24 protein-coding genes are annotated in these 24,507 nt (G+C 69.3%); 21 read left to right on the forward strand and 3 right to left on the reverse strand.

The annotated features are described in order from the left end of the window. Nucleotides 1–38: 38 nt before the first annotated feature. A complete protein-coding gene (locus MBR110_RS26365; RefSeq protein ID WP_181709726.1) occupies nucleotides 39–998 on the reverse strand; it encodes a transglutaminase domain-containing protein in 960 nt (319 codons plus the stop codon). A gap of 400 nt (nucleotides 999–1,398) precedes the next feature. Between MBR110_RS26365 and MBR110_RS26370 the strand changes: the two genes are divergently transcribed. The 19 genes from MBR110_RS26370 to MBR110_RS26460 all read left to right on the forward strand — a co-directional run bounded on the left by MBR110_RS26370 (nucleotide 1,399) and on the right by MBR110_RS26460 (nucleotide 20,740). Then, nucleotides 1,399–1,662, forward strand: coding sequence for a phosphopantetheine-binding protein (locus tag MBR110_RS26370; RefSeq protein ID WP_181709727.1), 264 nt, complete (start codon nucleotides 1,399–1,401; stop codon nucleotides 1,660–1,662). A gap of 238 nt (nucleotides 1,663–1,900) precedes the next feature. Next, complete coding sequence (locus tag MBR110_RS26375) at nucleotides 1,901–2,632, forward strand: class I SAM-dependent methyltransferase (RefSeq protein WP_181709728.1); 732 nt, start codon at nucleotides 1,901–1,903, stop codon at nucleotides 2,630–2,632. Then, a complete protein-coding gene (locus tag MBR110_RS26380; protein ID WP_181709729.1) occupies nucleotides 2,626–4,863 on the forward strand; it encodes a beta-ketoacyl synthase N-terminal-like domain-containing protein in 2,238 nt (745 codons plus the stop codon). Before MBR110_RS26375 ends, MBR110_RS26380 begins: the two co-directional genes overlap by 7 nt. Next, nucleotides 4,860–5,873 (forward strand): methyltransferase, encoded by a 1,014-nt coding sequence (locus tag MBR110_RS26385; protein WP_181709730.1) that lies wholly within the window; start codon nucleotides 4,860–4,862, stop codon nucleotides 5,871–5,873. The genes MBR110_RS26380 and MBR110_RS26385 overlap by 4 nt, the downstream gene beginning before the upstream one ends. A gap of 10 nt (nucleotides 5,874–5,883) precedes the next feature. Beyond that, nucleotides 5,884–6,675 (forward strand): hypothetical protein, encoded by a 792-nt coding sequence (locus MBR110_RS26390; RefSeq protein ID WP_181709731.1) that lies wholly within the window; start codon nucleotides 5,884–5,886, stop codon nucleotides 6,673–6,675. Then, on the forward strand, nucleotides 6,675–7,064 hold the full coding sequence (locus MBR110_RS26395; protein WP_181709732.1) for a VOC family protein: 390 nt from the start codon (nucleotides 6,675–6,677) through the stop codon (nucleotides 7,062–7,064). Before MBR110_RS26390 ends, MBR110_RS26395 begins: the two co-directional genes overlap by 1 nt. Before the next feature lie 23 nt (nucleotides 7,065–7,087). After that, entirely contained in the window at nucleotides 7,088–7,438 is a 351-nt protein-coding gene (locus MBR110_RS26400; protein WP_181709733.1) for a TfoX/Sxy family protein, read from the forward strand. A gap of 77 nt (nucleotides 7,439–7,515) precedes the next feature. After that, nucleotides 7,516–9,018, forward strand: a complete 1,503-nt coding sequence (locus tag MBR110_RS26405; protein ID WP_181709734.1) for an alkaline phosphatase family protein — start codon at nucleotides 7,516–7,518, stop codon at nucleotides 9,016–9,018. Between the two features lies 1 nt (nucleotide 9,019). Further along, nucleotides 9,020–10,819 (forward strand): B12-binding domain-containing radical SAM protein, encoded by a 1,800-nt coding sequence (locus tag MBR110_RS26410; RefSeq protein ID WP_181709735.1) that lies wholly within the window; start codon nucleotides 9,020–9,022, stop codon nucleotides 10,817–10,819. Beyond that, nucleotides 10,816–11,937, forward strand: coding sequence for a radical SAM protein (locus tag MBR110_RS26415; protein ID WP_181709736.1), 1,122 nt, complete (start codon nucleotides 10,816–10,818; stop codon nucleotides 11,935–11,937). Before MBR110_RS26410 ends, MBR110_RS26415 begins: the two co-directional genes overlap by 4 nt. After that, a complete protein-coding gene (locus tag MBR110_RS26420) occupies nucleotides 11,924–14,149 on the forward strand; it encodes a class I adenylate-forming enzyme family protein (RefSeq protein ID WP_181709737.1) in 2,226 nt (741 codons plus the stop codon). The genes MBR110_RS26415 and MBR110_RS26420 overlap by 14 nt, the downstream gene beginning before the upstream one ends. Nucleotides 14,150–14,152: 3 nt before the next feature. After that, complete coding sequence (locus MBR110_RS26425) at nucleotides 14,153–14,407, forward strand: acyl carrier protein (protein WP_181709738.1); 255 nt, start codon at nucleotides 14,153–14,155, stop codon at nucleotides 14,405–14,407. 37 nt (nucleotides 14,408–14,444) lie between these two features. Then, the gene (locus MBR110_RS26430; protein ID WP_181709739.1) at nucleotides 14,445–15,089 is read left to right on the forward strand and encodes a sulfotransferase; all 645 of its coding nucleotides are present in this window, start codon (nucleotides 14,445–14,447) and stop codon (nucleotides 15,087–15,089) included. Then, nucleotides 15,082–15,741: an HAD-IA family hydrolase gene (locus tag MBR110_RS26435; protein WP_181709740.1), complete on the forward strand. Its 660-nt coding sequence runs from the start codon at nucleotides 15,082–15,084 to the stop codon at nucleotides 15,739–15,741. The genes MBR110_RS26430 and MBR110_RS26435 overlap by 8 nt, the downstream gene beginning before the upstream one ends. After that, nucleotides 15,726–16,187 (forward strand): type II 3-dehydroquinate dehydratase, encoded by a 462-nt coding sequence (locus MBR110_RS26440; RefSeq protein WP_181709741.1) that lies wholly within the window; start codon nucleotides 15,726–15,728, stop codon nucleotides 16,185–16,187. Before MBR110_RS26435 ends, MBR110_RS26440 begins: the two co-directional genes overlap by 16 nt. 11 nt (nucleotides 16,188–16,198) lie before the next feature. Beyond that, complete coding sequence (locus MBR110_RS26445; protein WP_181709742.1) at nucleotides 16,199–17,488, forward strand: alkaline phosphatase family protein; 1,290 nt, start codon at nucleotides 16,199–16,201, stop codon at nucleotides 17,486–17,488. A 62-nt stretch (nucleotides 17,489–17,550) separates the two neighbouring features. Continuing rightward, complete coding sequence (locus MBR110_RS26450; RefSeq protein ID WP_181709743.1) at nucleotides 17,551–18,753, forward strand: DegT/DnrJ/EryC1/StrS family aminotransferase; 1,203 nt, start codon at nucleotides 17,551–17,553, stop codon at nucleotides 18,751–18,753. Between the two features lie 5 nt (nucleotides 18,754–18,758). Continuing rightward, nucleotides 18,759–19,880, forward strand: coding sequence for a Gfo/Idh/MocA family protein (locus MBR110_RS26455; RefSeq protein ID WP_181709744.1), 1,122 nt, complete (start codon nucleotides 18,759–18,761; stop codon nucleotides 19,878–19,880). Beyond that, nucleotides 19,877–20,740: a glycosyltransferase family 2 protein gene (locus MBR110_RS26460; RefSeq protein WP_181709745.1), complete on the forward strand. Its 864-nt coding sequence runs from the start codon at nucleotides 19,877–19,879 to the stop codon at nucleotides 20,738–20,740. The genes MBR110_RS26455 and MBR110_RS26460 overlap by 4 nt, the downstream gene beginning before the upstream one ends. Here the strand turns inward: MBR110_RS26460 and MBR110_RS26465 are convergent. Next, complete coding sequence (locus MBR110_RS26465) at nucleotides 20,695–21,453, reverse strand: PIG-L deacetylase family protein (RefSeq protein WP_181709746.1); 759 nt, start codon at nucleotides 21,451–21,453, stop codon at nucleotides 20,695–20,697. The genes MBR110_RS26460 and MBR110_RS26465 overlap by 46 nt on opposite strands. A gap of 58 nt (nucleotides 21,454–21,511) precedes the next feature. Beyond that, complete coding sequence (locus MBR110_RS26470) at nucleotides 21,512–22,141, reverse strand: glutathione S-transferase family protein (protein WP_181709747.1); 630 nt, start codon at nucleotides 22,139–22,141, stop codon at nucleotides 21,512–21,514. 24 nt (nucleotides 22,142–22,165) lie between these two features. On the opposite strand from MBR110_RS26470, the gene MBR110_RS26475 reads away from it, so the two are divergent. Both MBR110_RS26475 and MBR110_RS26480 read left to right on the forward strand, forming a co-directional pair. Beyond that, nucleotides 22,166–24,082, forward strand: coding sequence for a B12-binding domain-containing radical SAM protein (locus MBR110_RS26475; RefSeq protein ID WP_181709748.1), 1,917 nt, complete (start codon nucleotides 22,166–22,168; stop codon nucleotides 24,080–24,082). Nucleotides 24,083–24,117: 35 nt separating this feature from the next. Beyond that, entirely contained in the window at nucleotides 24,118–24,471 is a 354-nt protein-coding gene (locus MBR110_RS26480; protein ID WP_175037953.1) for a helix-hairpin-helix domain-containing protein, read from the forward strand. Nucleotides 24,472–24,507: the final 36 nt, after the last annotated feature.

Here is a 24,507-nt window from a genome sequence, read left to right on the forward strand (position 1 = left end):
GAAGTTGACGTGCCGGTATGGCGACGGGGCGCGCCCCGTCAGGCGCCGATGGACGTGGCGCCTACCGGCGCATGCAGCGGCGACGGCGCTTCGTCGCCGGCCGCCCGGGGTGTGCCGAATGCGGTCGGCAGCGAGACCGCCAGCGCCTGGCCGTCCATGATCACGAGCGGCTGGCTCATATACGGCTCGTCGACGTAGCGATCGAGTACCGGCGCGCCGTGCGCGTCGTAGTGGTCGATCACGCACAGCCGGTGCAGCACCGCGCCATTGCTCCGATGCGCGGGCCACGCGGCGGGATCGAGGCGGCACGCCGCATGCAGCATGCCGAGCAGCAGTGGGTCGAACGCAACCCATTCGCCGTCGATGCGGAACTCGGTCCAGTAGTGCCCGGTCGAGAACGGCGTGGCCAGCAGCAGTCCGAAGCATTGCCGCGCATCGAGGCCTTGCTCGCGGGCCTGCCGCAGCATGCGCTTCGACGCGCCGCCGCATTCGCAGACGCGATGCTGCTCGATGAAGTCAACGTCCCACCGGCACGCTTCCGGCAACATGAAGAAGCGATAGCCGGCCCACGCATCCAGCAGCGCCCTCACCGGGCCCTCCGCGTAACGGGCATGCTCCGCGATCGGCACTTGCAGCACCTCGAGTGGATCGGCCGTCGCGCTGTCCGCGCCGATCGGAAGGACCTTCACGGTGGCAGCGTCGATCCGGCGGCTCGCCGCCAACTGCAGCGCCCGCGCCCACGTCCGCATCGCCAGCCGCTGGATCGACGGCAGCCCGAGGTGCAGCGCAAGGTTCGACAGGTCGAACTGGTCGTAGCGGTGCGCGCCATCGGCCCCCTCCCACGGCAGGCCGCGCCGCGTCAGGTTATCGAGCATCACGGGAGGCATTCCGTAGTGGCGCGCGGCGGTGTCGGCGTCCGTGTCGAAGCGCCGCACGCTTGCCGGAATCGCCGTGATCAGGCCGAGCAATTCCTGAGTAAGGTCAGTGGTATTTCGCATAGCAGTCCCGCCGGCACGGCGGCAGTCGATCGTTCCAAAGGTGGATCCGTCAGGCAGACGACGCTTGAAAGAGACGTCCGTTCGCGCGAACGGGGCGCGCCCGATCGCTTTGTTTCATCTTTCGCCGTGTTTTATTTAATTGTTTCTTTGTTTTAAAAGTCAGCACGGATTCGTCTTGTATTTACTATTCCGTCGAGACGGGATTGAAAATTCCGGTTGCGAATAATAACAGCGCATGAATATAATTCACAGGTGTATCAATGAATTCATGATGAACCGGCGAAGTCCAGGATGACGGGGAACTCATCCTGTCATGTTCCGCCATATATATAGACAAACGACTGAGAGAACCGTCCGTGTCTGGCTGGACGACGGATGCGTGCTTGCCTGAGGAGGGATAATGGACAAGAGCCTTGATTTGCAGCTTCGTGAGCTCTATATACGCGCGCTGCGACTGCATCGCCAGGCGGAGGCCTTGCCGCCCGACGGGCTTCTGGCCGCCCTCTCCATCGATTCCGTCTCGATGCTGGAGATCAGCATCGGCGTCGAGGCGAAATACGGCATCGAAATAGCCCCGGACGACCTGACCGCGAATCTGCTGGATTCGTTCGAGGTGCTCGCGCGATATATCACGGATAAGCAGGCCGCCTCGACAATCGGCTAGGCGCGCGATCGCGCGCCCGGCGAAATAATAGACGATTCCAAGATCAATTCCGATTCATTCAGAATTGCGAGGTCGCTCGCCCATTTAAATAGAATCTACCTATTGAAGCGCAAACCGATTTCCGCACACCCAATCCATCCAGTTATTTACAAAAATGGTATCAATCCCGGATTCGGCTGGCTTCGGTGATCGGTTGCGCAATTCGACTCGTTGGTCTTCTCTCTAAACTGGAATGCTCATGTCGACAACCCTCGATCATCGCGACACGCACTGGAAGGATCTGGCTGGCTCCTATGACGCCATCATGGCCAAGGTGCCGCAGATGCACGATCTGTTCGCGGAAATCGTGCGCCACCTCCCGGTCGATGCCGGCCGCATCCTCGATCTCGGCGCGGGCACGGGCAACCTGCTGAAAGCGGCCGCGACGGCCCGGCCCGACGCGCAACTGATCGCGCTCGACCCGGCCGAGCCGATGCTCGACATGCTGCGGACGAAATTCGACGGCCAACAGGACGTCGCGTGCATCGTCGGCTCGGCGCATGCGATCGACCTGCTGGACGGCTCCGTCGACGCCGTGGTGTCCAACTATGCACTGCACCACCTGACCCACGACGAGAAGCGGATCTGCGCACGTGAAGTGATGCGCGTGCTGCGGCCGGGCGGCAAGTTCATCTATGGCGACCAGCACTGCCGGACGATGGGGGGGCCCGACGATCCCGCGTGGGTCGCGGACATGTTCTCGCTACTGTCGGACAAGGCAATGCACTACCTGCGTACCGCGGGACTGGCGCGAATGCTGCTGCAGATCGAACTGATGCCGAAGTTCCTGCGCGCCGACGGCGAAATGCCGGTGCCGGTCGACTACTGGCTCGAATGCCTCGACGCGGCGGGCTTCCCGCCGGCCACCGTGGTCAATATGGCGCCGGCTGAATTGCTGAACTGCGTGATCGTGGCGGTCAAGCCATGCTGAGTGCGCGCAACGCAAGCGAGGCGGCGGGCGTCGCCGTGCTGGGCGCCGGCGTGGTCAACCCAGTCGCCGCGACGCTGGAGAGCTTCGTGGACGCCCTGTCGAGCGCGCGCGCGCGCGTCGGCGTGCTCGACGGCATGCCGATTCCCCGCGGCAAGGCGCTCGCGGGCCTCGTGAGCGACGCGGCCTTCGACGGGCCTGACAAGGCGTTCCGGATGGCGCACGCGGCGATGGCGCAGGCGATCGACGCGAGCGGGCTCGACCTGTCCGCGCTCGACGACGTCGGCGTGATCCTCGCGACGATGGGCGGCGAAAGCCATGCGGCCGAGCAGTGCTACGCGACGCTCGATACGTCGTCGGCCATCGACGACGCGGCGCGCGCGGCGCTCGGCGCCTATCCGAACGGCGTGCTGCTGCAGCGCCTGTGCGCGAGCGTCGGCGTGCTCGGGCCGCGCTTCGTGATCAGCAACGCATGCGCGTCGGGCAACATCGCGATCGGTCTCGCGCTGGATTTCCTGCGGGCCGGCAAGTGCAAGGCGATGATCGTGGTCGGCGTCGAAGTCATCAAGCCCAGCATGATCTGGGGCGCGGAGCGCGCCGGCTTCGTCGGCACCCGGCTTGCGCCTTTTCATCCCGATCGCGACGGCGCGATCCTCGGTGAAGGCGCCGCCGCGCTGGTGCTGGCCGAGCCGGCGCTGGCCGGCCATGCGCCCGCGCTCGGCTGGGTCGACGGCTTCGGCAGCGTGTGCGACCGCGGCGCGGCGCCGATCACGCTGGCCGAAGACGGCTCCGGCCTGTATCGCGCGATGCAGCTCGCGCTCGACGACGCCGCGCGCGGCCGCGAGCAGCTCGACTACGTGAACGCGCACGCGCCCGGCACCCGCATGATCGACGCGATCGAATGCGGCGCGATCGCGCGACTGCGCGGCATCGGCGAGCCGGTGCTCGTCAATTCGACCAAATCGATCACCACGCATCTCGCGGGCGCCGCCGCGATCACCGAAGTCATCGCCACGCTCGTGCAGATGCGCGACGGCTTCGTGCACGGCAACGCCGGCCTCGATCGTCACGACGACGCGCTGGCCTTGCGTCCCGTCGGCACGGCGAGCGTGCGCCACGCGTTCGCGTTCGGCCTGTCTAACGCGTGCGGCGGCGGCGGCTTGAATACGAGCGTCGCGCTGTCGTCGGCCGCGAACGGGCAGCCGCGCCGCCACGCATTCGCGCCGCGCGCGGACGCGCCGCTCGTGATCACGGGCAGCGGCGCGATCGCGGCCGACGGGTTTTGCTGGCGGCCGGTGGGCGAAGACCGCCCGCGCCCGGCCGCGCGGCTCGGCAAGTTCGACATCTATCGCCACTACCCGGTCGAATCCAACTACCACTACATGAACCGCGCGGCCCAGCTTGCCGCCGCGTCGAGCGCCGACGCGCTGCGCCGCGCCGGCATCGCGCCGGACACGCTGCCCTGCCCGGACGATCGCTTCGCGGCGATCTTCGGGAGCTGCGTCGGCGGTTCGCCGGAAGCCAGCCGCGTGATGTGCGACGGCTTGCGGACGAATCCGTCGGCCATCACGCCGAGCATGTCGCTGGACCACGGCATCCACCTCGGCGCCGCGCTCGTGTGCCGGCATTTCGGCCTGACCGGCACGACCTATACGCTGACGGGCTCGCGTCGCTCGGGGCTTCAGGCGCTCGAAGTCGCGGGGCTGTCGATCCGGGCCGAGCGGGCCGATGCGGCACTGGTTGCCGGCTACGACGCATGGGATCCGCTGGAAGCGGCGCTCGCGCCGCATATGCCCGGGCGGGCGGAACCGGCCGACGCGGCCGGTTCGCTGGTGCTGGAAACCGCCGAGCGGGCCGAGGCGCGTGGCGCGCGGGCGCTGGCGCGCCTGCTCGACGTGCGCACGCTGAGCGGTCGCGACGCGGCCGACGGCGCCCGTCCGGCGCTTGCCGAACGGCTCGGCCGCCATCTCGAGCAATACGCGCCGGACCGCGTCTATCTCGCGGCGCACGAGGCCGGCCGCTACTTGCCGCTGCTCACGCGCGCGCTGGATGTCTGCGGCCACGCGCCGGCCTGCCTGACGCTCGGCGACGGCTTGCCGGACCCGCGCGCCGCGCTGTCGATGCTGGCGATCGACGATGCGATCGCGCGCGGCGCGACTTCAGCGATCGTCGCGCCCGGCGCGGACGACACCGTGCTCGTCGCGATCGTCGCCGCCACGGAGAACGCGCAATGAGCGCCGTCGAGCATCGGATCGACGCCGATGCGGCCTTGCGCGCGCCGTCGGGCAATCCCGCCATGTTCTGGGCGATGGCCTACAAGATCAGCGACATCCTGATGACGCTGACGGAGACCGGCGCACTGGCGCGGCTGCAACAGGCGCCGGCCACGGCCGAGGCGCTCGCGGCGGCGATCGGCTGGCGCGCCGCGCCGCTCGCGCGGTTTCTCGAACTGCTGGCGACGGTCGGCGTGCTCGAGCGCCGCGGCGCCGCGTATTCGCTGCCGTCCGCGACGCGTGCCGTGCTGCCGGTCGTGGCGATGGAATCGCGGTTGCGCCGGTGGCATGCCGACCACGGCTCGCTGCGCGCCGCGCTCGAGGCCGGCGTGGCCGAGCGCCCGCTCGAACAGATCGACGACGCGGCGTTCCTGACCTGCTATCAGCAGGCGATGGCGGCCTCCGCGCGCGCCCTCGCGCTGCACGTCTACCGCTACGCGGCGATGCCGGTCCATGGCGCCATCCTCGATATCGGCGGCGCGGACGGCGCGCTCGCCGGCGAACTGGCGGCGCTGCTGCCGCACACCCGCTATTGCATCGTGGACCGGTCCCCGGTCGCGGCCCATTTCGATGCGCGCGTCGCCGGCATGGCCGATCGCGAACGCTTTCGCTTCGTCGCGGACGACATCACCCGGCCGCAGGCGCTGGGAACCGAAATCGCCGTGGCCGACGCCGCCATCGTGTCGAACGTGCTGCACCTGCTGAGCGACCGCGAGATCGACGCGCTGCTGGACGCACTGCGCGGCGGGCTGCGCAGCGGCGCGCGGCTCGTCGTCTACGACCAGTTTCTCGATCCCGCCTGCTTCAGCGCCGCCGACCTGATGACCGTCGACTGGGCCTGCGTCGGCGCCGAGTTCGCGCTGACCGACCGCGCCATGTGCGAACGGCTCGCGCGGCACGGCTTCGCCGCTGTCGCGAGCCTGCGGTTCCCGCTCGTACCCGGCGCGCTGGTCTGCGCGTCGGCGCCATGAGGTGCGCGTCATGCACGAACCGATGACGACGGAAGACGCACCGCACGACGCCGATCCCGCCGGATGCGAGGACGTGACGCTGCTGCCGCTCGCAATCACCCAGGTCGACGCGACTTACGGCTGCGCGGCCGGGTTGACGCCCGAAGGCCGGTGGCTGAGGCCCGAACCCGTGTACCTGGCCGACGTGGCCGGCGACGCACCGCGCTACGCGTACGGCCGCCCCGTGCATTGCCGGCTGGCACCGTCCCGCGTCGCGGACCGGCGCCCGGAGGATCGCGAACGCATCGCATGGCTGCCCGCGGCACAGGCCGTCGGCGACTGGGACACGTCCCGGCTCGAGGCCTGGCTGTCGTCGCACTGCGACGCGAGCGTCGCAGCCGGGTTCGCCGGCGCGCGCAGCGCCGCCCTGATCAAGGCCACGCCGGAGCGTATCGAACTGCTGCGCACGACGCGTCAGCGGCATCTCGTGAAACTCGCGTTCCGCGACGCGTCCGGCGAATCGCACGCGTGGATCGTGCCCGATCTCGCCTTTGCGCAGGCCGTGACAGCGATCCTGCGCGATGCGCCCGACAGCGCCGCGAGGGCGGACCGGCTCGTCGAGTGCCTGGCCGCGACGCACATGTTCCTCGCGATCGTCCTGACCAAGCCGCTCGGTCATGCGCGCGGCGTGATCCGGGGATGTCAGCCGCTCGTGAGCGGCGTACACACATTCCCCCCGTACCAGAGCGGCTTCGCCGCCCTGTCCGGGGAAGGCGCGGCGCCCGCCGCTTTTGAAAACCGTTCCACACCCGAGGTGAAGTGATGCAGCTTGGTTATGTAATCGTCTATACGAACGATGTGTTGCAAACGGTGGCGTTCTACGAGCAGGCTTTCGGCCTGACGCGCCGCTTCGTGCATGACAGCAATCAGTATGCCGAAATGGAAACCGGCGACACGACGCTCGCGTTCGTCTGCGACGAACTCGCGGCAACCAGCGTGCCCGTGCAGTACCGCAAGAACCTGGCCGGCGAAATGCCGGCCGGCATCGAGGTGGTGCTGGTCAGCCGCGAGATCGAGGCGGCCTACGCGCACGCGATCGCCAACGGCGCCACGCCGGTCAAGACGCCGATCGAGAAGCCCTGGGGGCAAAAGGTCGGCTACGTGCTCGACAACAACGGTGTGCTGGTCGAGCTGGCGACGCCGTTGCGCTGATCGCCCGGCGCGAGACATTTGCCATGCACCACGATCCCAAGCAACTGCAGACGCCGGTGATGCTGGCCGCCCCTGATCCGAACGCGATCAGCTTCCGGCCGATGTTCGGCGGCGTGATGGCGTATGCGAACGGCAAGCCGTTCGCGTCGCTGTCCAACGTCGGCCTCGCGATCAAGCTCGATCCGGTGCACTACGCCGCGCTGCTGCAAGAGCGCGGCGCGCGGCCGCTGCGGTACGAGCCGGCCAGCCCGCCGAGCCGCCAGTACGTGCTGGTGCCCGATGCGATGCTGGACGACACCGCACGCCTGAGCGTGTGGCTCGCCCACTCGATCCGGTTTGCCGGCCAGCCCGGCAAGCCGCCCCGGAAACGATGACGCTCCGGCCGCCGCACGCGGCGCCGGACACCTCAAACCCTCACCATGGAAGCGCGGCACGCGCCGCGCCACAGTCGATGACGACATCGAATGCGCTCAAACTGCTGGTACTCGGTATCGACGGCGCGTCGGCAACGGTCCTGGATGATCTGATCGCGCGGGATCGATTGCCGAATTTCAAGGCGTTGCGTGCGCGTGCCGCATCGGGCGTGCTGCAATCGACCTTTCCGCCGCATACCGCGCCGGGCTGGGCGTCGATGTTTACCGGCGTCGAACCGGGCGAGCACGGCATCTACCAGTTCTGGTCGACCCAAGCCGGCGATTACTCGGCGCGCGGCATGAACGTCGCCGACTACGGCCGCGAACCGGTATGGCGCACGCTGGAGCGCCACGGTTACCGCGTCGGCGTCTACAACGTGCCGATGACGCATCCGCCCGCGCCGCTGCGCGACGGCTACATGGTGAGCTGGCCGCTGTCGAAGACGCTGCGCTATACGGAACCGCCGGAGCTGATGAGCGAGCTGGCCGCCGCGGGCCTGCACTACCACTCGGACATCGTGACGATGTACCGCGGCCAGGACGACTACGTCGAACGTGCGCGCCGCTTCATCGACGATCGCGCGCGCACCTGCCTGCACCTGCAACAGCACCGCCCCGTCGACGCGCTGTTCGTGGTCTTTACCGAGATCGACCGCGTGAGCCATTACTACTGGGGCGAGGACGCACGCCCCGGCCCCGACGTGGAACGCATCTACGCCGACGTCGACCGCGCGCTGGGCACGCTGCTCGAGCTGGTGGACGACGACACGCTGTTCGTGGTGGCGTCGGATCACGGCTTCGGCCGCTGCGATGCCGATTTCAACGTGCACGAGCTGCTGGAGCAGCACGGCCTGCTGGCGACCGAATTCGCACCGGCGAGCGCCGCCGGGCAACTGGCCAACGACGACGCGACGCAGCGCGCGTGGTTCGACTCGCCGGTCCATTATCGTCGCACGGTCGCGTGGGCGAAGACCCGCTTCTACATGCCGACGCCCGGCTGCTTCGGCCTGAACGCGAACCTCAAGGGCCGCGACGCGCACGGCACGCTCGACGCCGACACGCTGCCGGACGCCGAGCGCGCGCTGGCCGACGCGCTCGCAACCGTCGTCGACGCGCACGGCCAGCCCTGGTTCCGGCTGGAAAAGCGCGAGCACGTGTATCGCGGCGCGCGGCTGGCGGGCGCGCCCGACTACCTGCTGATTCCGCGCGACTTCAGCGTGATGCCGACGCCGAACCTGACCGGGGCAATCTGGAGCGAGCCCGCGCAGCGCGGCGTGCACCGGCCGGACGGCATCGTGTTCGTCGCCGGCCCGGCGTTTCCGCGCGGTGCGGCGCTGTTCGCCCGCATCGAGGACATCTACCCGACCCTCCTCGTCCATCTCGGCCTGCCGGTGCCCGATCGTCTCGACGGCCACTGGCTGGTCGAGCCCGGCGACGATGTCGCCCGCGAGGCGGCGCAGCAGCACGCCGGCGGCCGGCGCATGACCGACGCCGAATCGGCGTTCATGGACAGCCAGTTGCAACAGATCGGCTATTTCTGACATGCCGTCTGCGCTTCACATCAAGCCCGTGATTCCGCTGATGCCGTTCGTCGCGCCCGACGACGAGGACGGCGATCCGCTGCGCTCGGCCGTCGACTTCACGCATCCGCGGCCGATGCGGGTCTGCTTCCCGGTGCTGCTGGACGGCGATCTCGTGGTGAGTTCCGAGCATCTCGGCGTCAGTTATCTCGTCGCGATCCTGCGCCACCTGAGCATCGACTGCCGCATCGTCGAGGTGCCGGCAGGCGGCGTCGGCGATGCCGCCGCGATCAAGCGGATCCGGGCATTCCGGCCGGACCTCGTCGGCCTGTCGCTCACGACCGTCAGCATTTCGCATGCGACGGCGTTCGGCCAGGCGTTGCGCGCGCGCCTCGGGCCCACCACCGCGTTCCTGGCCGGCGGCCCGCTCGCGACCTCGCTCGGCTCGCAGCTGCTGCGCAATCCGAACTGGTCGTTCCTCGACGCGCTGGTGCGCGGCGAAGGCGACGTGCCGCTCGTGCGCTACGTCGAGGCCCTCTGGCAGGACGGCGACTTCGCGAACGTGCCGGCGCTGAGCTGGCGGCGCGCGGCCGACGACTGTGTCGACAATCCGGTCGGCCACACGGTCGTCGAGCTCGACATGCTGCCCGAGGCGATGCGGGACCAGTACGAGGCGAACGACGGCCGCCTGTCCAGCATGCGGCTGGCGACGACGCGCGGCTGCAGCGGCAGCTGCACGTTCTGCAACGCGCCGCATGCGGGCAACAAGATCAACGGCGGGAAGCTGTGGCGCACTCGCTCGACCGGGCGGATCCTCGACGAAATCGAGCGGCTGCACCGCCAGTACAGGGTCGACACCTTCGAGTTCGTCGATTCGACGTTCGAGGATCCGGGCGGCGGCACGCTCGGCAAGCGCCGCATCGGCGCGATCGCGCAAGGCATACTCGATCGCGGGCTGCGCATCCACTACAGCTGCTGCACGCAGGCGCGGAGCTGGCACGAGGCGGATCGGCCGCTGCTGGCGCTGCTCCATCGCTCGGGGCTCGAAAAAGTGCTGATCGGCATCGAATCCGGCTCGCAGCGCGGCCTCGACCGCTGGAACAAGAAATCGACGGTCGAGGACAACATTCGCGCGATCGGGCTGTTGCGCGGCGCCGGCATTCACATCGAATTCGGTTTCATCGCGTACCACCCGTGGTCGACGTTCGACGAGATTCGCGCCAACAACGCGTTCCTGCACCGCTTCCTCGGCCAGCATCTGCGCCGCTTTACGACGCCGCTCGAGCTCTACCCCGGTGCCAGCGTGCTCGACACGTTGCGCTCGGAGCGGCTGCTGCACGACGACTACGCGCTGTCGCTCGACCCGTTCGCGTACGACTTCCAGGATGCGCGCATCGCGGCGCTGGCCGCATCGATGCCGCTGCTGTTCAGGAAGGACGCCGCGTCGATGGACGGTGCGCTGCCCCCCGTATTCGAATTCGAGCGCAACGATCCGGCCTTCAGCTTGCGCCTGTCGCGGTTGAAGCGCCGGGCCGCGACGCCGGCCGGCGCGCGCGCGATCGCGGCGGCTGAAGCCGGCGTGCGCGCGCTGCGCGACGCGCTCGCCGAATTCAACCTCGCGCTGATTTCGCGGCTGACGCTGCGCGCCGAACAGGGTGCGCTGACCGAAGCGGACGTACTCGCCGAGCGGCCGGCCGTCGACGCCCGGTATCGCGCGGCGCTCAACGCGCTGCTCACGCTCGACGCCGAACTCGCCGCCGGGTGGCGGCCGGCCGACTCCCGACCATTCCATTCCCAACCCGACGAGGCGGTCCGACCATGAATCCACTCGCGCATGAACCCGACGTCGCCAGACAACTGCTCGGCAACGACCTGGTGATCAACGAGAACGCGTGCAACCTCAGTTGCGAATACTGTCTGACCGGGCAGAGCAACCTGAAGGCGTCGCACGAACGCAAGCTGATCTTCCAGACGCCGACGATCACCCGCTATGCGCAAGACAACGATCTCGGCACGCGGCTCGACACGATCGTCGAGCGTGTCGACGAAGCGCTCGCCCCGCCGTTGCTGAAACTCACCGGCGGCGAGATCTTCATCGTCAAGGGAATCATGGCGTTCATCGAGAAGATGGCGCCGCGCTATGAAACGCTGATCGTGCAGACCAACGCGCTGCCGCTGACCGACGACAAGATCGAGCGGCTCGTCAAGCTCGGCAACATCACCGTGCAGGTGTCGCTCGACAGCAGCGACTACCGCGGCAACAGCTACCGCGTGCAGTCGGAATCGATTCATTCGATGGTGCTCGACCGGGTCCGCCGGATCGTCGAGGCCGGCCTGCCGCTCGAAATCTACGGCGTGCTGAACGATCGCAGCGCACCCTATCTGCGCGCGCTGGTCGAATGGTGCGGGCAGTTTCGCGAGAATCCGCCGCAGCTGTTTCCGTTCCCGGTACGCGGGCCGGACAGCGAGCCATTCCAGGTGCGTCCGGACCAGTACCACCACATCGACGCGCTGCCGTCGATGCTCGCGGAATTCGCGCACGTGCTGCCGCCGAAGCCGTATCTCGACCGGTTGATCGCGTTCTATCGCGACGGCGTGCGCTCGTGGCGCTGCCACCTGCCGCGACTCGTCGTGTCGACGTTCGACGACGGCGTCGTGACGCCCTGCCCGAACATCTGGTTCCACAAGATGGGCGACTTGACCACGGACAACTGGGAAGCGGCGCTCGAGCAGGTCAACCGCACCGGCTTCTACGAACTGCTGCTGGGCGAGCGCCCGCGCCTCGACGCGTGCAAGGGCTGTTTCACGCCCTGGGACACGCTCAGCCTGTATTTCGAGGACCAGATCACGCTCGACGAGTTGTGCCGCGCGCCGTCCTATGCGCCGCCCGGCGTGCGCCGCCTGCTCGAAGCCAAGAAGGCCCACTATGTCGGACACTAAATTCATCGCGCGGCCCGCGCCGCCGGACGCCCCGTCGTTCGAGCAGGTGGCGGCCCGCCATGCCGGCGCGGCGACGTTCGCCGCGTGGCGCGACGCGCTGGCCGCCGAGCACGGCATCGGCACGCGGGCGGTGGTCTACGTCGACAACACGCTGCCGCATGCCGCGCTGCTGTTCTTCCTGCTGGCGCACGGCATTTCGCCGCTCGTGCTGCCGGCCGACAGCACGGCCGACGAGGCGCGCGGCTACGCGCGCGAAATCGGCGCCGACACGCTCTGGCGCCTGGCGGACGGGCAGTCGCTGACGATCGAGCGCATCGCGGCCCCGCCGGCGCGCACCGGCGACCACCCGCCAGAAAGTGGTCTGCACCTGCTGACGTCGGGCTCGACCGGCCGGCCGGCCGTCGTGTTCCGTCCGGTCGCGAGCTGGCGGCAGGAAGCGCGCCGCTACATCGACCTGCTCGGGCTCGCGCCCGAACATCACGTGCTGCTCGTCGCACCCGTCTACCACGCATACGTGCTGGGCTGGCTGTGGGCCGCCGCCGATGCGGGCTGCGCGCTCGAGATCTGTGCGCCGACCCAGCTCGGCCGCACCGTCGACGCGCTGCGACAGCGCGCCACGCATTGCGCGCTCACGCCGTTCATCGCGTCTCTGCTGGCGCGCCGCGCCGGCAGCGGTGCCCGCCCGGCGCGGCTGCGCGTGGCGATGGCGGGCGCCGGGCCGGTCGACGCGCCGCTCGACGCGCAGTTCCAGGCCGCGTTCGGGCTCGGGCTGTCGCGCAACTACGGCAGCACCGAAACCGGCGCGCTGTTCGCGGGCATCGCGCCGCTGCCGCCGCTGTGCATCGGCCGACCGATGCCGGGCCTGCGGATCGCCGCGAGGCCAGGCGACGCGTCGGGCTTCCCGCTCGTGATCGAACTCGAGGACGGGCGCCTGCATCCGACCGGCGACCTGGTGAGCGAAGGCGAGCACGGCTATCAGATCGTCGGCCGCGAAACGGCCGCGATCCGCCGCGGCGAGGCGTGGATCTCGCCGTTCGAGATCGAAGCGGTGCTGCGCGAGTGCCCGCTCGTCGACGATTGCCAGGTGCGCAGCGTGAAGTCGCGCCGCGGCGACGGCAACGACCACATTCTCGCGTCGATCGTGCCGCGCCCCGGGGTCGCCTGGGACGAGGGCGCAGTGCGCCGGTTCTGCCGAGAGCGGCTGCGCGAGAACAAGGTTCCGGACGTGTTCGAAGCCGTCGACGCCATCCGCCGCACCGCCAACGGCAAGGCCGCGCGCAGCCCGGTCTACCGCTGGGCGGCGCCGGAACGGCTGATCGAGGCGGCCGGCGCGTACAAGCGCTCCGCGCTGCTGTTCGCGCTATGCGGCTCCGGCGTGCTCGAACGGCTCGACGGCGTCGCGAACGTCGACCAGCTCGCGTACGAAAGCGGTCTGCACGCCGACGCGCTGGGCGAGCTGCTGTCGGTCGCCGCGCAATGCGGATTGTTGAGCGACGCGCCCGACGGCGCGCCCGCGCCGCTGCCGGACGCGGTGGCCGACCTGGTGCGGCTCGAAGCCGACGCCGCCGCCAGCTGGAACCGCGCCGAGGATCTGCACGCGATCCTGCAGGCGGGCCGTCGCGCGCGGCCGCTCGCGACGCATGCGCCGTCGCCGGCGTTCATCGCGCGTTACCAGCGCGCGATGAACGGGCCGCACAAGCAGCGCGCCGCGCTGCTCGCGATGCGACGCCTCGCGGCGCTGTACCCCGGGCCGTATCGCGTGCTCGACGTCAGCGCGACGTCGGGCGCCTATTCGGCGCGCCTCACGGCGCAAGGCCTGATGCGCGACGGCCGGTGCGTGCTCGTCGGCGGGCTCAATGCGGAACCGGCGCCGGGCGTGCGGTGCTGCACGCTCGACGACGCGTGCGCCGGCGCCGGCGACCTCGACGTCGTGATCCTCGACAACGCGGTGCACCACCCCGACGTCGCGTCAAACCTGCTGCGGCTGGCGGAGCGGCTGTCGCCCGCGGGCGTCGTCGTTGTCGACGAGCTGTTCCTCGGCGACGGCGCGGGCGCCGCGATCGGCGTCGACTGGATCACGCACGGCGGCACCTGCCATCCCACCGAATCGAGCATCGACCTGCTGATGCTGAACCTGGGCTTCCGGAAGCAGGACGTCATGAAGGACGACGCCACGGTTTCCCATCGTGTGAACTTTTACTCAAGGACCTGAGCCATGCAAATTTCCGAACGCCTGATCAACGTGTTCTCGGCGGTCACGCAACGCGACGTGACGCTGGACGCGCTGCGGGACAAGAACCTGATCGAAACGCTCGGCCTGAACTCGGTCGACGCGCTCGAAGTGCTGATTCGCGTCGAAGGCGAATTCGGCATCCAGATCGACGACGAAGACCTGTCGATCGAACTGGTCAGCTCGGTCGACACGCTCGAGCAGTACATCCGCAACCGGCTGCCGGCGGCCACCGCATGAAGCGACGCACGCACCGCGCCCGCCCGGGAAGAACGGCATGCTGAAATCCCTCCCGTGCATGGAAGTCCTCGCGAACGATGCGTGGGGCGACGATGCGGTCACCGTCGTCTCGGGCCTGCCGCGCTCCGGCACGTCGATGCTGATGCGCGTGCTCGCGTTCGGCGGCATCGAGCCGTTGACCGATCACATCCGCGAAGGCAACTCGCGCAATCCGCACGGCTATTTCGAATGGGAGCCGATCAAGGAGCGGCACGGCTACGTGAACTGGATCGACAGCGCGGCCGGCAAGGCCGTCAAGGCGGTGTCGCGCTTCGTGCGGCACCTGCCGGCCACGCGCTGCTATTCGATCCTGTTCCTGCACCGGGACCTCGACGAAATCGTGCGCTCGCAGCGCGACATGGCACTGCATCTCTCCGACGCCTCGTGGGACGACGCGGCGGCGGACAAGCTCAAGGACGTGTACCGCCGCCACGTCGACGAAACGCTCGCGTGGACCGACGCGCGGCCGAACATGCGGCTGCACACGCTGCACTACGAATCGATGCTGGCCGCCCCCACGCAGGAGATCGACCGCATCCGCGCGTTCCTCGCGCCGCGCCGGCTCGACATGGCGCGCATGCTGACGGCCGTCGACCCGACCTTGAACCATGCGGCTTCGCCGCGGGAGGCATCGCATGCCTGACACGTTGTCCGCGGTCATCTTCGATCTGGACGGCACGCTGATCGACAGCAAGGACGTGATGCGCAGCGCGTATTTCGCCGCGTATGACGAGGTGGTCGGCGACGGCATGCCGCCGCCGTTCAGCGAATACTGCCGCTATCTCGGCCAGAGCTTCCCGAACATCATGCGCCAGATGGGTCTGCCGCTCGAGATGCACGCGGCGTTCAAGCGCGAGAGCATCCGCAACATGCATCGGGTGCGCGTGTTCGACGGCGTCATCGCGATGCTGGAAGCCCTGTCGCTGCGCCGCGTGCCGATGGCGATCGCGACCGGCAAGGATCACGCGCGTACCGTCGCGCTGCTCGAGCACCTGCGGATCGACCACCATTTCGCGATGGTGCTCGGCAGCGACGACGTGCCGAACCAGAAGCCGGCGCCCGACATGGCGCTGTGCATCGCCGACGCGCTGGCGCTCACGCCGGCCGACACGCTGTTCGTCGGCGACGCGGCCGCCGACCTCGAATGCGGCGCGCGCGCCGGCATGAAGACCGCGCTGGCCCTGTGGGACCATCCGCCAGCGCACGTGCTGGCGATGCCCGTCGACGTTCGGCTCGCTGCGCCGGCCGATCTCCTGTCACTGCTGAGGATGCCCCTGTCATGCGCACTCTCCTGATGATCAACGGCCCGAATCTCGGCCGGCTCGGCAGCCGCAAGCCGGACATCTACGGCACGGCCACCCTGCACGACATCACGCGGCGCCTCGAGGCGCTGGCCGAGGCCGACGGGTGGTCGGTCATCGCTTTCCAGAGCAATCACGAAGGCGAAATCATCGACTGCCTCGAGGCGCGCCGCGACGTCGACGCGCTGATCCTGAACCCCGGCGCGCTGATGATGAACGGCTGGGCGTTGCGCGACGCGCTCGAGGATTTTCCGGCGCCGTGGATCGAAGTCCACCTGTCGAACATCTGGAGCCGCGAGAGCTTTCGCCATACGTCCATCCTCGCGCCGCTCGCGGCCGGCGTGATCGCCGGCCTCGGCAGCGAAGGCTACCTGCTGGCCGCCACCGGGCTGATGCGCGGCGCTGGCCGGCCGGCCGCCGAACCGGCCGCGCGCCCCTGACCTCCTGTCCCATGAAAGCACTCGTCATCATCGCCGAAGGCATGGACCCGGCCGTCCTCGAGCAGCAGGTGCAGCGCGGCCACCTGCCGTGGTTCGCCGAACGCCTGCGCGCGTCGCGCTACCGCCGCCTGGATTGCGGGCCGGTTCCGTACGAGCCGAGCAACCTGGCCACCGCGTTCTCCGGCGTCAATCCCGGGCGCCACGGCTGCTTCTCGTACTGGAGCACCCGTGGCGACGGGGAGCTGCCGCGCGTGCTCGAGACGGGCGACGTGAAGGCCGCGCGCGTGTGGGAATGGCCCGAGCTGGGCGACCTGCGCTTCAGCGTCGTGAACGTCCAGCTGACCCATCCGCCCAAGCCGCTGAACGGCCGGCTGGTGACGTACCCGATGTCGTATTCGCTGAACACCAGCTATCCGCGTAGCCTGCTCTCCGACCTGCACCGGCGCGGCATCCGCTACGCGCACGACGTGACGCTGTTCTACACGGGCCAGCCGTTCGACGCGTTCGCGCAGGATGCCTGGCGCGTCGCGTCCGCGCAGCTCGACACCGCGTTCGAGCTCGCGGCGGACACCGACGTGATGATCGTCAACCTCACGCTGATCGATCGCGTATCGCATTTCCTGTGGTACGAGATGCGCGAGGACGATCCCGCCCGCCGGCCGGTGGTGCTGCAAGCGTACGACTTCGTCGACGCGGCCTGCCGGCGCCTGCAGTCGCTCGAGCCCGACGCGACGCTGGTGTTCTCCGAGATCGGCTTTGGCGATCTCGACGGCTTCCATTCGATCGACGCTGCGCTGCAGGCCGGCGGCCTGCAGGTGCTCGCGGGCGACGGCCAGGTCGACTGCGCGCGCAGCCTCGCGATGGAGACGGTGCAGGGCTCGCACGGCATCGCGCTGCGCGGCGACCTGCTGGGCGGCCACGGCGTGCGCGACGGCGAAGTCGACGAGGTTCGCGCGTTCCTGCAGGCGCTGCGCTTCGACGACGGCACGCCGGTGCTCGCGAGCGTGCATCACCGCGACGAGCTCTACGTCGGCGACCACCGGCATCTCGCGCCCACGCTGATCGTCAAGCCGGCGAACGCGAAGCGCCCGCCGCTCGGCGATCCGCGCTGGGCGCGCCACGTGCGCCGGACCGCCCAGTCGGGCTGGCACCGGGACCAGGGCTTCGTGCTGGTCGACAGCGCGCACGCGCTGGCCGACCCGGGCGGCGACGCGCAGTTGCAGCAGATCGCCCCGACGATCGCGCACCTGCTCGGTCGCGCGCCCGCGTCCCAATGCGAAATGGGCACCTTGCTGCAATGACCAACAGGGGGCGGCGCATCGCGGCCGCCCCGATCTCCCGCAATCTTCCGGAACTCATTCACATGAAACTTGCAATCGACGGCGGCAGCCCGGTCAAGACCGGCGCATTTCCAGCCTGGCCGCACTACGACGAACATGAAGAAACCGCGCTGCTGCGCAGCCTGCGCCAGGGCCAGTGGTGGCGCGCGACGGGCCAGGAAAACCTGCGCTTCGAAGAGGAATTCGCCGCGCATCACGGCTGCGAACACGCGGTGACCGTCACGAACGGCACGGTCGCGATCGAGCTCACGCTGCTCGCGCTCGGCATCGAACCGGGCGACGAAGTGATCGTGCCGGCTTTCACGTTCATCTCAACGTCGATGGCCTGCCAGAAGATCGGGGCGGTGCCGGTGCCGGTCGACGTCCTGCCGACGACCTACTGCATCGACCCGAAGGCGATCGAGGCCGCGATCACGCCGCGCACACGCGCGATCATTCCGGTCCACATGTCCGGTCATTTCAGCGACATGGACGCGGTGCTCGCGATCGCCGGCAAGCACGGGCTGGCCGTCATCCAGGACGCCGCGCACGCGCACGGCGCGCGAGGCCCCCGCGGCCTGCGGATCGGCGAATGGGGCACGACCGCCTGCTTCAGCTTCCAGAACTTCAAGCTGATGACGGCCGGCGAAGGCGGCATCATCACCTGTCCGGATGCCGCGCTTCGCGAGCGGATCTTCCTGTACAGCAATTGCGGCCGGCCGCAGGCCGACCGCGCCTACCAGCACACCGTGGTCGGCACCAACGCGCGCATGAGCGAGTTCTCGGCCGCCGTGCTGCGCACGCAGCTCGCGCGCCTCGATGCGCAGACGCAGACCCGCGAGGCGAATGCCGCGATCCTGCGCGACGCGCTCGCCCGCATCCCGGAAATCCGCCAGCAGCAGCACGGAGAGCATGCGACCGTTCATCCGCACTACATGACCATCCTGACCCTCGAGCGCGATCGGCACGGCCGCCCGTTCGATCGCAACCGCGTGGTCGACTGCCTCATCGCCGAGGGGATCCCGGCGTTCCGCGCGTATCAGGCGCTGTATCGCATCCCGAGCTTCTGGATCGCGCCGGCGCCCGCGACGACGCACGACGCGCTGGTCCAGGCCTGCCCGGCGACCGAGCACATCGCGGCGAACGGCATCTGGATCCACCATCGCGCGCTGCTGGGTTCGCGGGAGGACACCCTGGCCATCGCCGAGGCGCTCCGCAAGGTGCTCGACGGCGTCAACGCGTCGTGACCGCGATGCGCACAGCGACGATCGGCGGCGGCTGGGTCGCCCGCACCGTCTGGCTCCCACTGCTCGAGGAGGTCGGCGCCGCACTCGCGAGCGTCGTCGATCCGTCGGCTGACGCGCGCGATGCGGTGGCGGCGCGCTTCCCGGGCATCCGCGCTCATCACGCGCTGGACGACGCGGCGCTGGACGGCTGCGATCTCGCGCTGGTCTGCTCGCCGAACGCCCATCACGTCGAGCACGCCGCGTTCGCGCTGGAGCGGGGCTTGCACGTCATCGTCGACAAGCCGGCCTGCTTCAGCCTCGCCGAGGCCGAGTTCCTGATCGGCCTCAGCGAACGGCGGCAGCGCGGGCTGTGGGTCACGTCGGCCTCGTCGCGACGCGGCGACGTGCGCAGCCTGTACGAGCACGCCCGGCACGGCGCGCTCGGAGCTCCGCATTGCATCGACGTCGGCTGGCGTCGCCGCGCCGGCATTCCGCGCCCCGGCTCGTGGTTCACGCGTGCCGGCAGCGCGCTCGCCGGATCCGGCGGCGACCTCGGCTGGCATCTGCTCGAAGTCGGCCTCGGCCTGCTCGACTATCCGCTCGTGCAGGCCGGCTTCAGCCACCCGGTCATGACGGCCGGCAACCCCGCGACCCAGTTGACCGCGTGGCGCGGCGACGCCGCCACGGCGCCGGACGCCGAGCTCAGCGTCGACACGCAATTGTTCGGCTGCCTGCTCGCCGACACGGGCGCGATCGTGCGTGTATCGACAGCGTGGGCGTCGCATCGCGAACACGATGAAACCGTGATCCACGCGTACGGGCAGAACGGCGAACTGGCATTGCGCTGCACGTTCGGGTTCAGCACCGATGGCGTGCGCGAGCCTACGCTGACGCTGACGCGGGACGGCGCCATGTACGCGCTTGCCTGCCCTTCCGAGGAGCGCATCGCGCCGTATCGGGCCTTCGTGCACGACGCGCTGGCGCTCGCTGGCCGCGCGGCGGCGGGCGAGCGCGCGGCGCTTTCCGCCGACTATCGGAAGCTGCGCTCGCTCGGCTCGGCGATGGCCGCGCTTTACCCGGCGGCCGCGCGGGCCGGCGCGGGCGGCCCGGCCACCGAACCGACGCGGGCCGGCGAGGTGGCGGCATGAGCCTGAGCGTCATCGTTCCGGCGCACAGCAAGGCCCCCCGGCTGGCGCTGACGCTGGCCGGCCTCGCCGGCCAGTCCGGGTGCGGCGACGTCGAGCTCGTCATCGTAGCGGACAACGCGACGCCGGCGGTCCGGCAGGTGATCGCCGCCGCGCCGCCGGCACGCGTCGTCGAGACGCCCGGCGTCGGCCGCGCGGCGGCTCGCAACGCGGGCGCGACCGTCGCGCGCGGCGAATGGCTGGTGTTCGTCGACGACGACATCCTCGTGCAGGCCGACTTCCTGGCCTGCCACCGGTCCGCCCAGGCGGAGCGGCCCGGCCTCGTGCACGGCATGCTCAGGGAGCTGATCGGGCTGTTGCGCGTCGACGATCCGGCGCTCGGCGGCCCGTCCTGCCCCCCGATCGACGCGGCGGCGTTGCGCGCCGGATGCTGGTCGCCGGGCACCGCGCGCGCCGTCGCCAATCCGCTCGAACAGGCGGCCGAGCACGCCGAGGTGGCCCGCTGGCCATGGCTCGCGTGCGCCGGCGCAAACCTGTCCGTGCCGCGCGCGACCTGGCTTGCGAGCGGCGGCTTCGACGAGGCCTATGGCACCCGCTGGGGGATGGAGGACATCGATTTCGCGTTCCGCCTGTGGGCGTCCGGGGTGCCGGTGCGGCTCGCGCCGCAGGCGCGCGGCTACCACATGTCGCATTACAACGCCGCGCGCTGGGACGAGCACCACGACAACCTGCGGCGGTTCCAGCAGCGCGCGGCCTGCCCGGAGGCGGACGCGCTCGATGCGCTGCTGGCGCCGGCCGGCTCGGTCGAGCGCTACCGTCAGCGCGTCGACCAGATCAGGCAGCGCGGCGTATCGCCGGCGTAGGCCGACAGCGCATCGATGAAACGCGCGCGGCCGCCGAACAGCCGGATCACCTGGCTGCGATAGCAGAGGCTCGCGTCGACCCACGCCGGCCAGTCGCATTCGAGCGCGACGGGCATCGCCGCCAGCCCGAGCGCGCGAACCTGCTCGGCGAGCGTGGCGGCATGCGCGGGCGCGTAATACGGAAACTCGGCGTAGTACGCGACGGTGTGCGGCAGGCGCCGCGCGAGCAGGTGGGCGATGCAATGGTCGACGTGGCCGCCGAAGCCGAGCGGCGCGATGACCTGGTCATCCGGGCGCAGCCATGCGCGCAGGCGCGCTTCGAGCGCGTCCGGCACGGCGGGCGCGCCGGCGCCGCCGGGCGCCGCGAACAGCGCGTCCGGCGCCGGGCATTCGAATTCACCCGCCGGCGATGCGCGCAGTGCGGCGTCCCGGTGGCCGAGGCCGATGCGCGCGCACCCGAGCATGGCCGCGGCGCGCACGTCTTCGTCGCGCCGCGCGGCGACACCGCCGAACACGCGCCAGCGATGCGCGGGCTCGGTCAGGCGCGCGCCGACGGCAGGCTCGGCGTCGCCGTCGCACAGCGTGACGATCGTGACCTCGCGGCCGCGGCGCCACGCGGGCACCGCGCCGCCGAGCGACCACACGGCGTCGTCGAGATGGGGCGACAGCAGCACGAGGCGGGCGTCAGAAACGAGTCGGGCGGTCGAGTTCATGCGGGATCGAGTGGAGAAACGAGCGATGCAATCCGGATGGGCCGTGGCGTCATGGCGGTCATGCGTGCGCGGCGTGCGCCATGCCGTCGGCCAGCGGGATAAAACCGTCGAGCGCTTCGATGCGCGCGATCCACGCGCACAAGCGCGGATACGGGTCCAGCGCGAACCCGCCCACCGGCGCGTGCGCGAGGTACGTATGGCAGGCCACGTCGGCGATCGACGGCTGCGGGCCGAGCAGGAAATCGCGGCCCGCGAGATGTTGTTCGAAAAACGCGCACAGCCGCTCGGACAGCGCACGCGCGCGCACCAGATCGTGCTGCCCGCCGAACAGCGCGTGACGACGCAGCACGGCGGGACCGAACGCGAGCTCCCCCGCCGCGAGCGATAGGAAGCGCTGCACGGCGCCGGGCGGGGCGTCCGTGCCGCGCCAGTGACGCGCGCCGTAGCGCTCGGCGAGGTAGACGAGGATTGCATGGGAGTCCGACAGGACGAGCGGACCGTCCTCGAGCACCGGCACCTGACCGAGCGGATTGAGCGCGAGAAAGGCCGGCGTGCGGTGCTCGCCGCGCAGCAGGTCGACTTCGATCGTCTCGATCGGAAGCTTCAGCAGCGATGCGAACAAGGCGACGCTGTGCGAATGGCCGGACAGCGAGAAACGATGGAGACGAATGGATGGTTTTGAATGCATGACTTCGGGCAAGTGAATACGGCAATGAACAACGCGGCGGCGCGACCGACACGGGCGCATCCGGCCTTCCCGGCCTTTCCCGCGCCGCCCCCCTTTTTTAACGACACGAGCATAGTTCTTTCGAGGCTGACCATGCAATTAATCGATATGCGAAATGAGCCGATCGAGCGTGAATATCATTTCGAGCTGGACTCGCGCGTCACCGATCCCGGCCGCTTCAAGGTCGCGTTCGTGATATTCCTGGAGGGTGACCTCGTGATGTCGCCGGAGCATCTCGGCGTCGCCTACATGGCGGCGGTGCTGCGCCGCGCCGGCTTCACCTGCGTGATCATGGAAGTACGGGACGACAAGGACGCCGCGCTCGACACGCTTGCCGCGTTCGCGCCGGACATGACGTGCTTTACGCTGATGAGCCTGAACATCGTGACGTTCGGCGGCTTCTCCGAGCAAGTCCGCGCGCGCCTGCCCGGCACGCGCATCGTGTGCGGCGGGCCGGCCGGCACCTATGCCGGGGTCGACGTGCTGCGCAACTGCCCGCACACGGACATCGTCGCGGTCGGCGAAGGCGAGCCGACCATCTTCGAGCTGGTGCAGCGGCTGTACCTCAACCTGCCGCTCGATACCTGCCCGGGCATCTGCTTTCGCAACGCAGATGGCGAACCGGTACAGACCCCGTTGCGGAGGATGATGCACAACCTCGACGACCTGCCCTTCCCGTCGCGCGACCAGCTCGAGCTGCACGGCGGTAAGTTGGAGTACATCCGCATCAGCACGAGCCGCGGCTGCGTCGCGCGCTGCACGTTCTGCAGCGCGCCGCACGCGGGCAACAAGATCCAGCCGGGCAAGGGCTGGCGCGGCCGCTCGGCCACGTCGGTATTGGACGAGCTCACCCATCTCGTCGACACGTACCAGTTCCGCACGTACGACTTCATCGATTCCACCTTCGAGGATCCGGACGGACGGCGCATCGGCAAGGGGCGCATCCGGGAAATCGCGAACGGGATCCTCGACCGCAAGCTCGACATCTACTACAACGTCTGCATGCGCGCGGAAAACTGGACCGACGACGATGCCGAGCTGCTGCAGCTGCTGTTCGAGTCCGGCCTCGAGAAGGTCAACGTGGGGATCGAGTCGGGCACCACCGAGGAGCTCGCTCTGTGGCAGAAACGCGCGACCGTCGAAGACAACGAGCGGATCATCCGGCTGCTGCGCGATAACGGCATCTATCTCGCGATGGGATTCATCCAGTTCCACCCGTACTCGACCGTCGACACATTGCGTCGGAATGCTGAATTCCTGCGCCGCAACAACGGCCACAATCTGCGCCGGCTCACCGAGCGGCTGGAAATCTATCCGGGTACGCCGCTAATCGGCAAGATGGAGCACGACGGCCTGTTGAACGCGAATTACTGGCAATCGCTCGACCACTACGGTTATCGCTACCAGGATGAAGCGGTGGCGAAGCTGGCGCATCACTTCGCGTCGCTCTACAACAACGACGACTATCACGAGCGCGGCGTCATCACCGATCAGTCGGCCGTGTTCGAATTCGAGACCTTCAACGTGGTGCTGTCAACCTTCCTTTCGCGCACCCAGCGGCGCTTTTGGCACAACTCGTCGGTCGTCGAGCTGATCCGCGAGTTTCGCTCGGGGCTGTATGCGAAGCACAAGGAGATGTCCGAGTTCAATTTCGCGTTCTTCACGTCGAGCCTCGACGCGGTGCTGGGGGACCGGCTGGATGCGGAAACGCACCGACGCGACGTCGCGGACGTCGAGCAGTATTTCCGCGCCGCGATCAACGAGATCCGGACCCGCCAGTTGCGGCTCGGGCGGGCGCTGCTGCGGGCCGGCGCCGACCTGAGCCAGATCACGTCGACCATCGACACGCGCAACTTCCCGGTCGCCAAAACGTATACTGGCAGCGGCACGCCCTGCTGGTGAAACGGGCGGCGGCTCCATTCCCGACCGACTCCACGATGAATCCCGCCAAGGTAGACCGAACCCGCGTCGTCAAGCTGACCGACTTGCCCAACATCGGCCCGGCCGCCGCCGCCGACCTCGTGCAAATCGGCATCGGCCGCCCCGCCGATCTCGTCGGCCGGTGTCCGTTTTGCCTTTACGACGAGCTGTGCATGCGCACTGCGACGCACCACGACCCGTGTGTGATCGATGTGTTCATTTCCGTGACCCGGTTCATGGCGGGTGATCCGCCAGAGCCGTGGTGGGCCTTCACCGACGCGCGCAAGCGCGTGATGAGCGGCGCGGCGCCCGCCGCCTGCGACACGTCCGCCGGCCTGCCGTGCGCGGTGTGCGGGCGGCGGCTGGCCTGAGCCGGAAGGCCGCCCCGCACCTCGCGCTCCCCCCGC

This window comes from Burkholderia sp. MBR-1 (genome assembly GCF_013822785.1).
GTDB classification, from domain to species: domain Bacteria; phylum Pseudomonadota; class Gammaproteobacteria; order Burkholderiales; family Burkholderiaceae; genus Burkholderia; species Burkholderia vietnamiensis.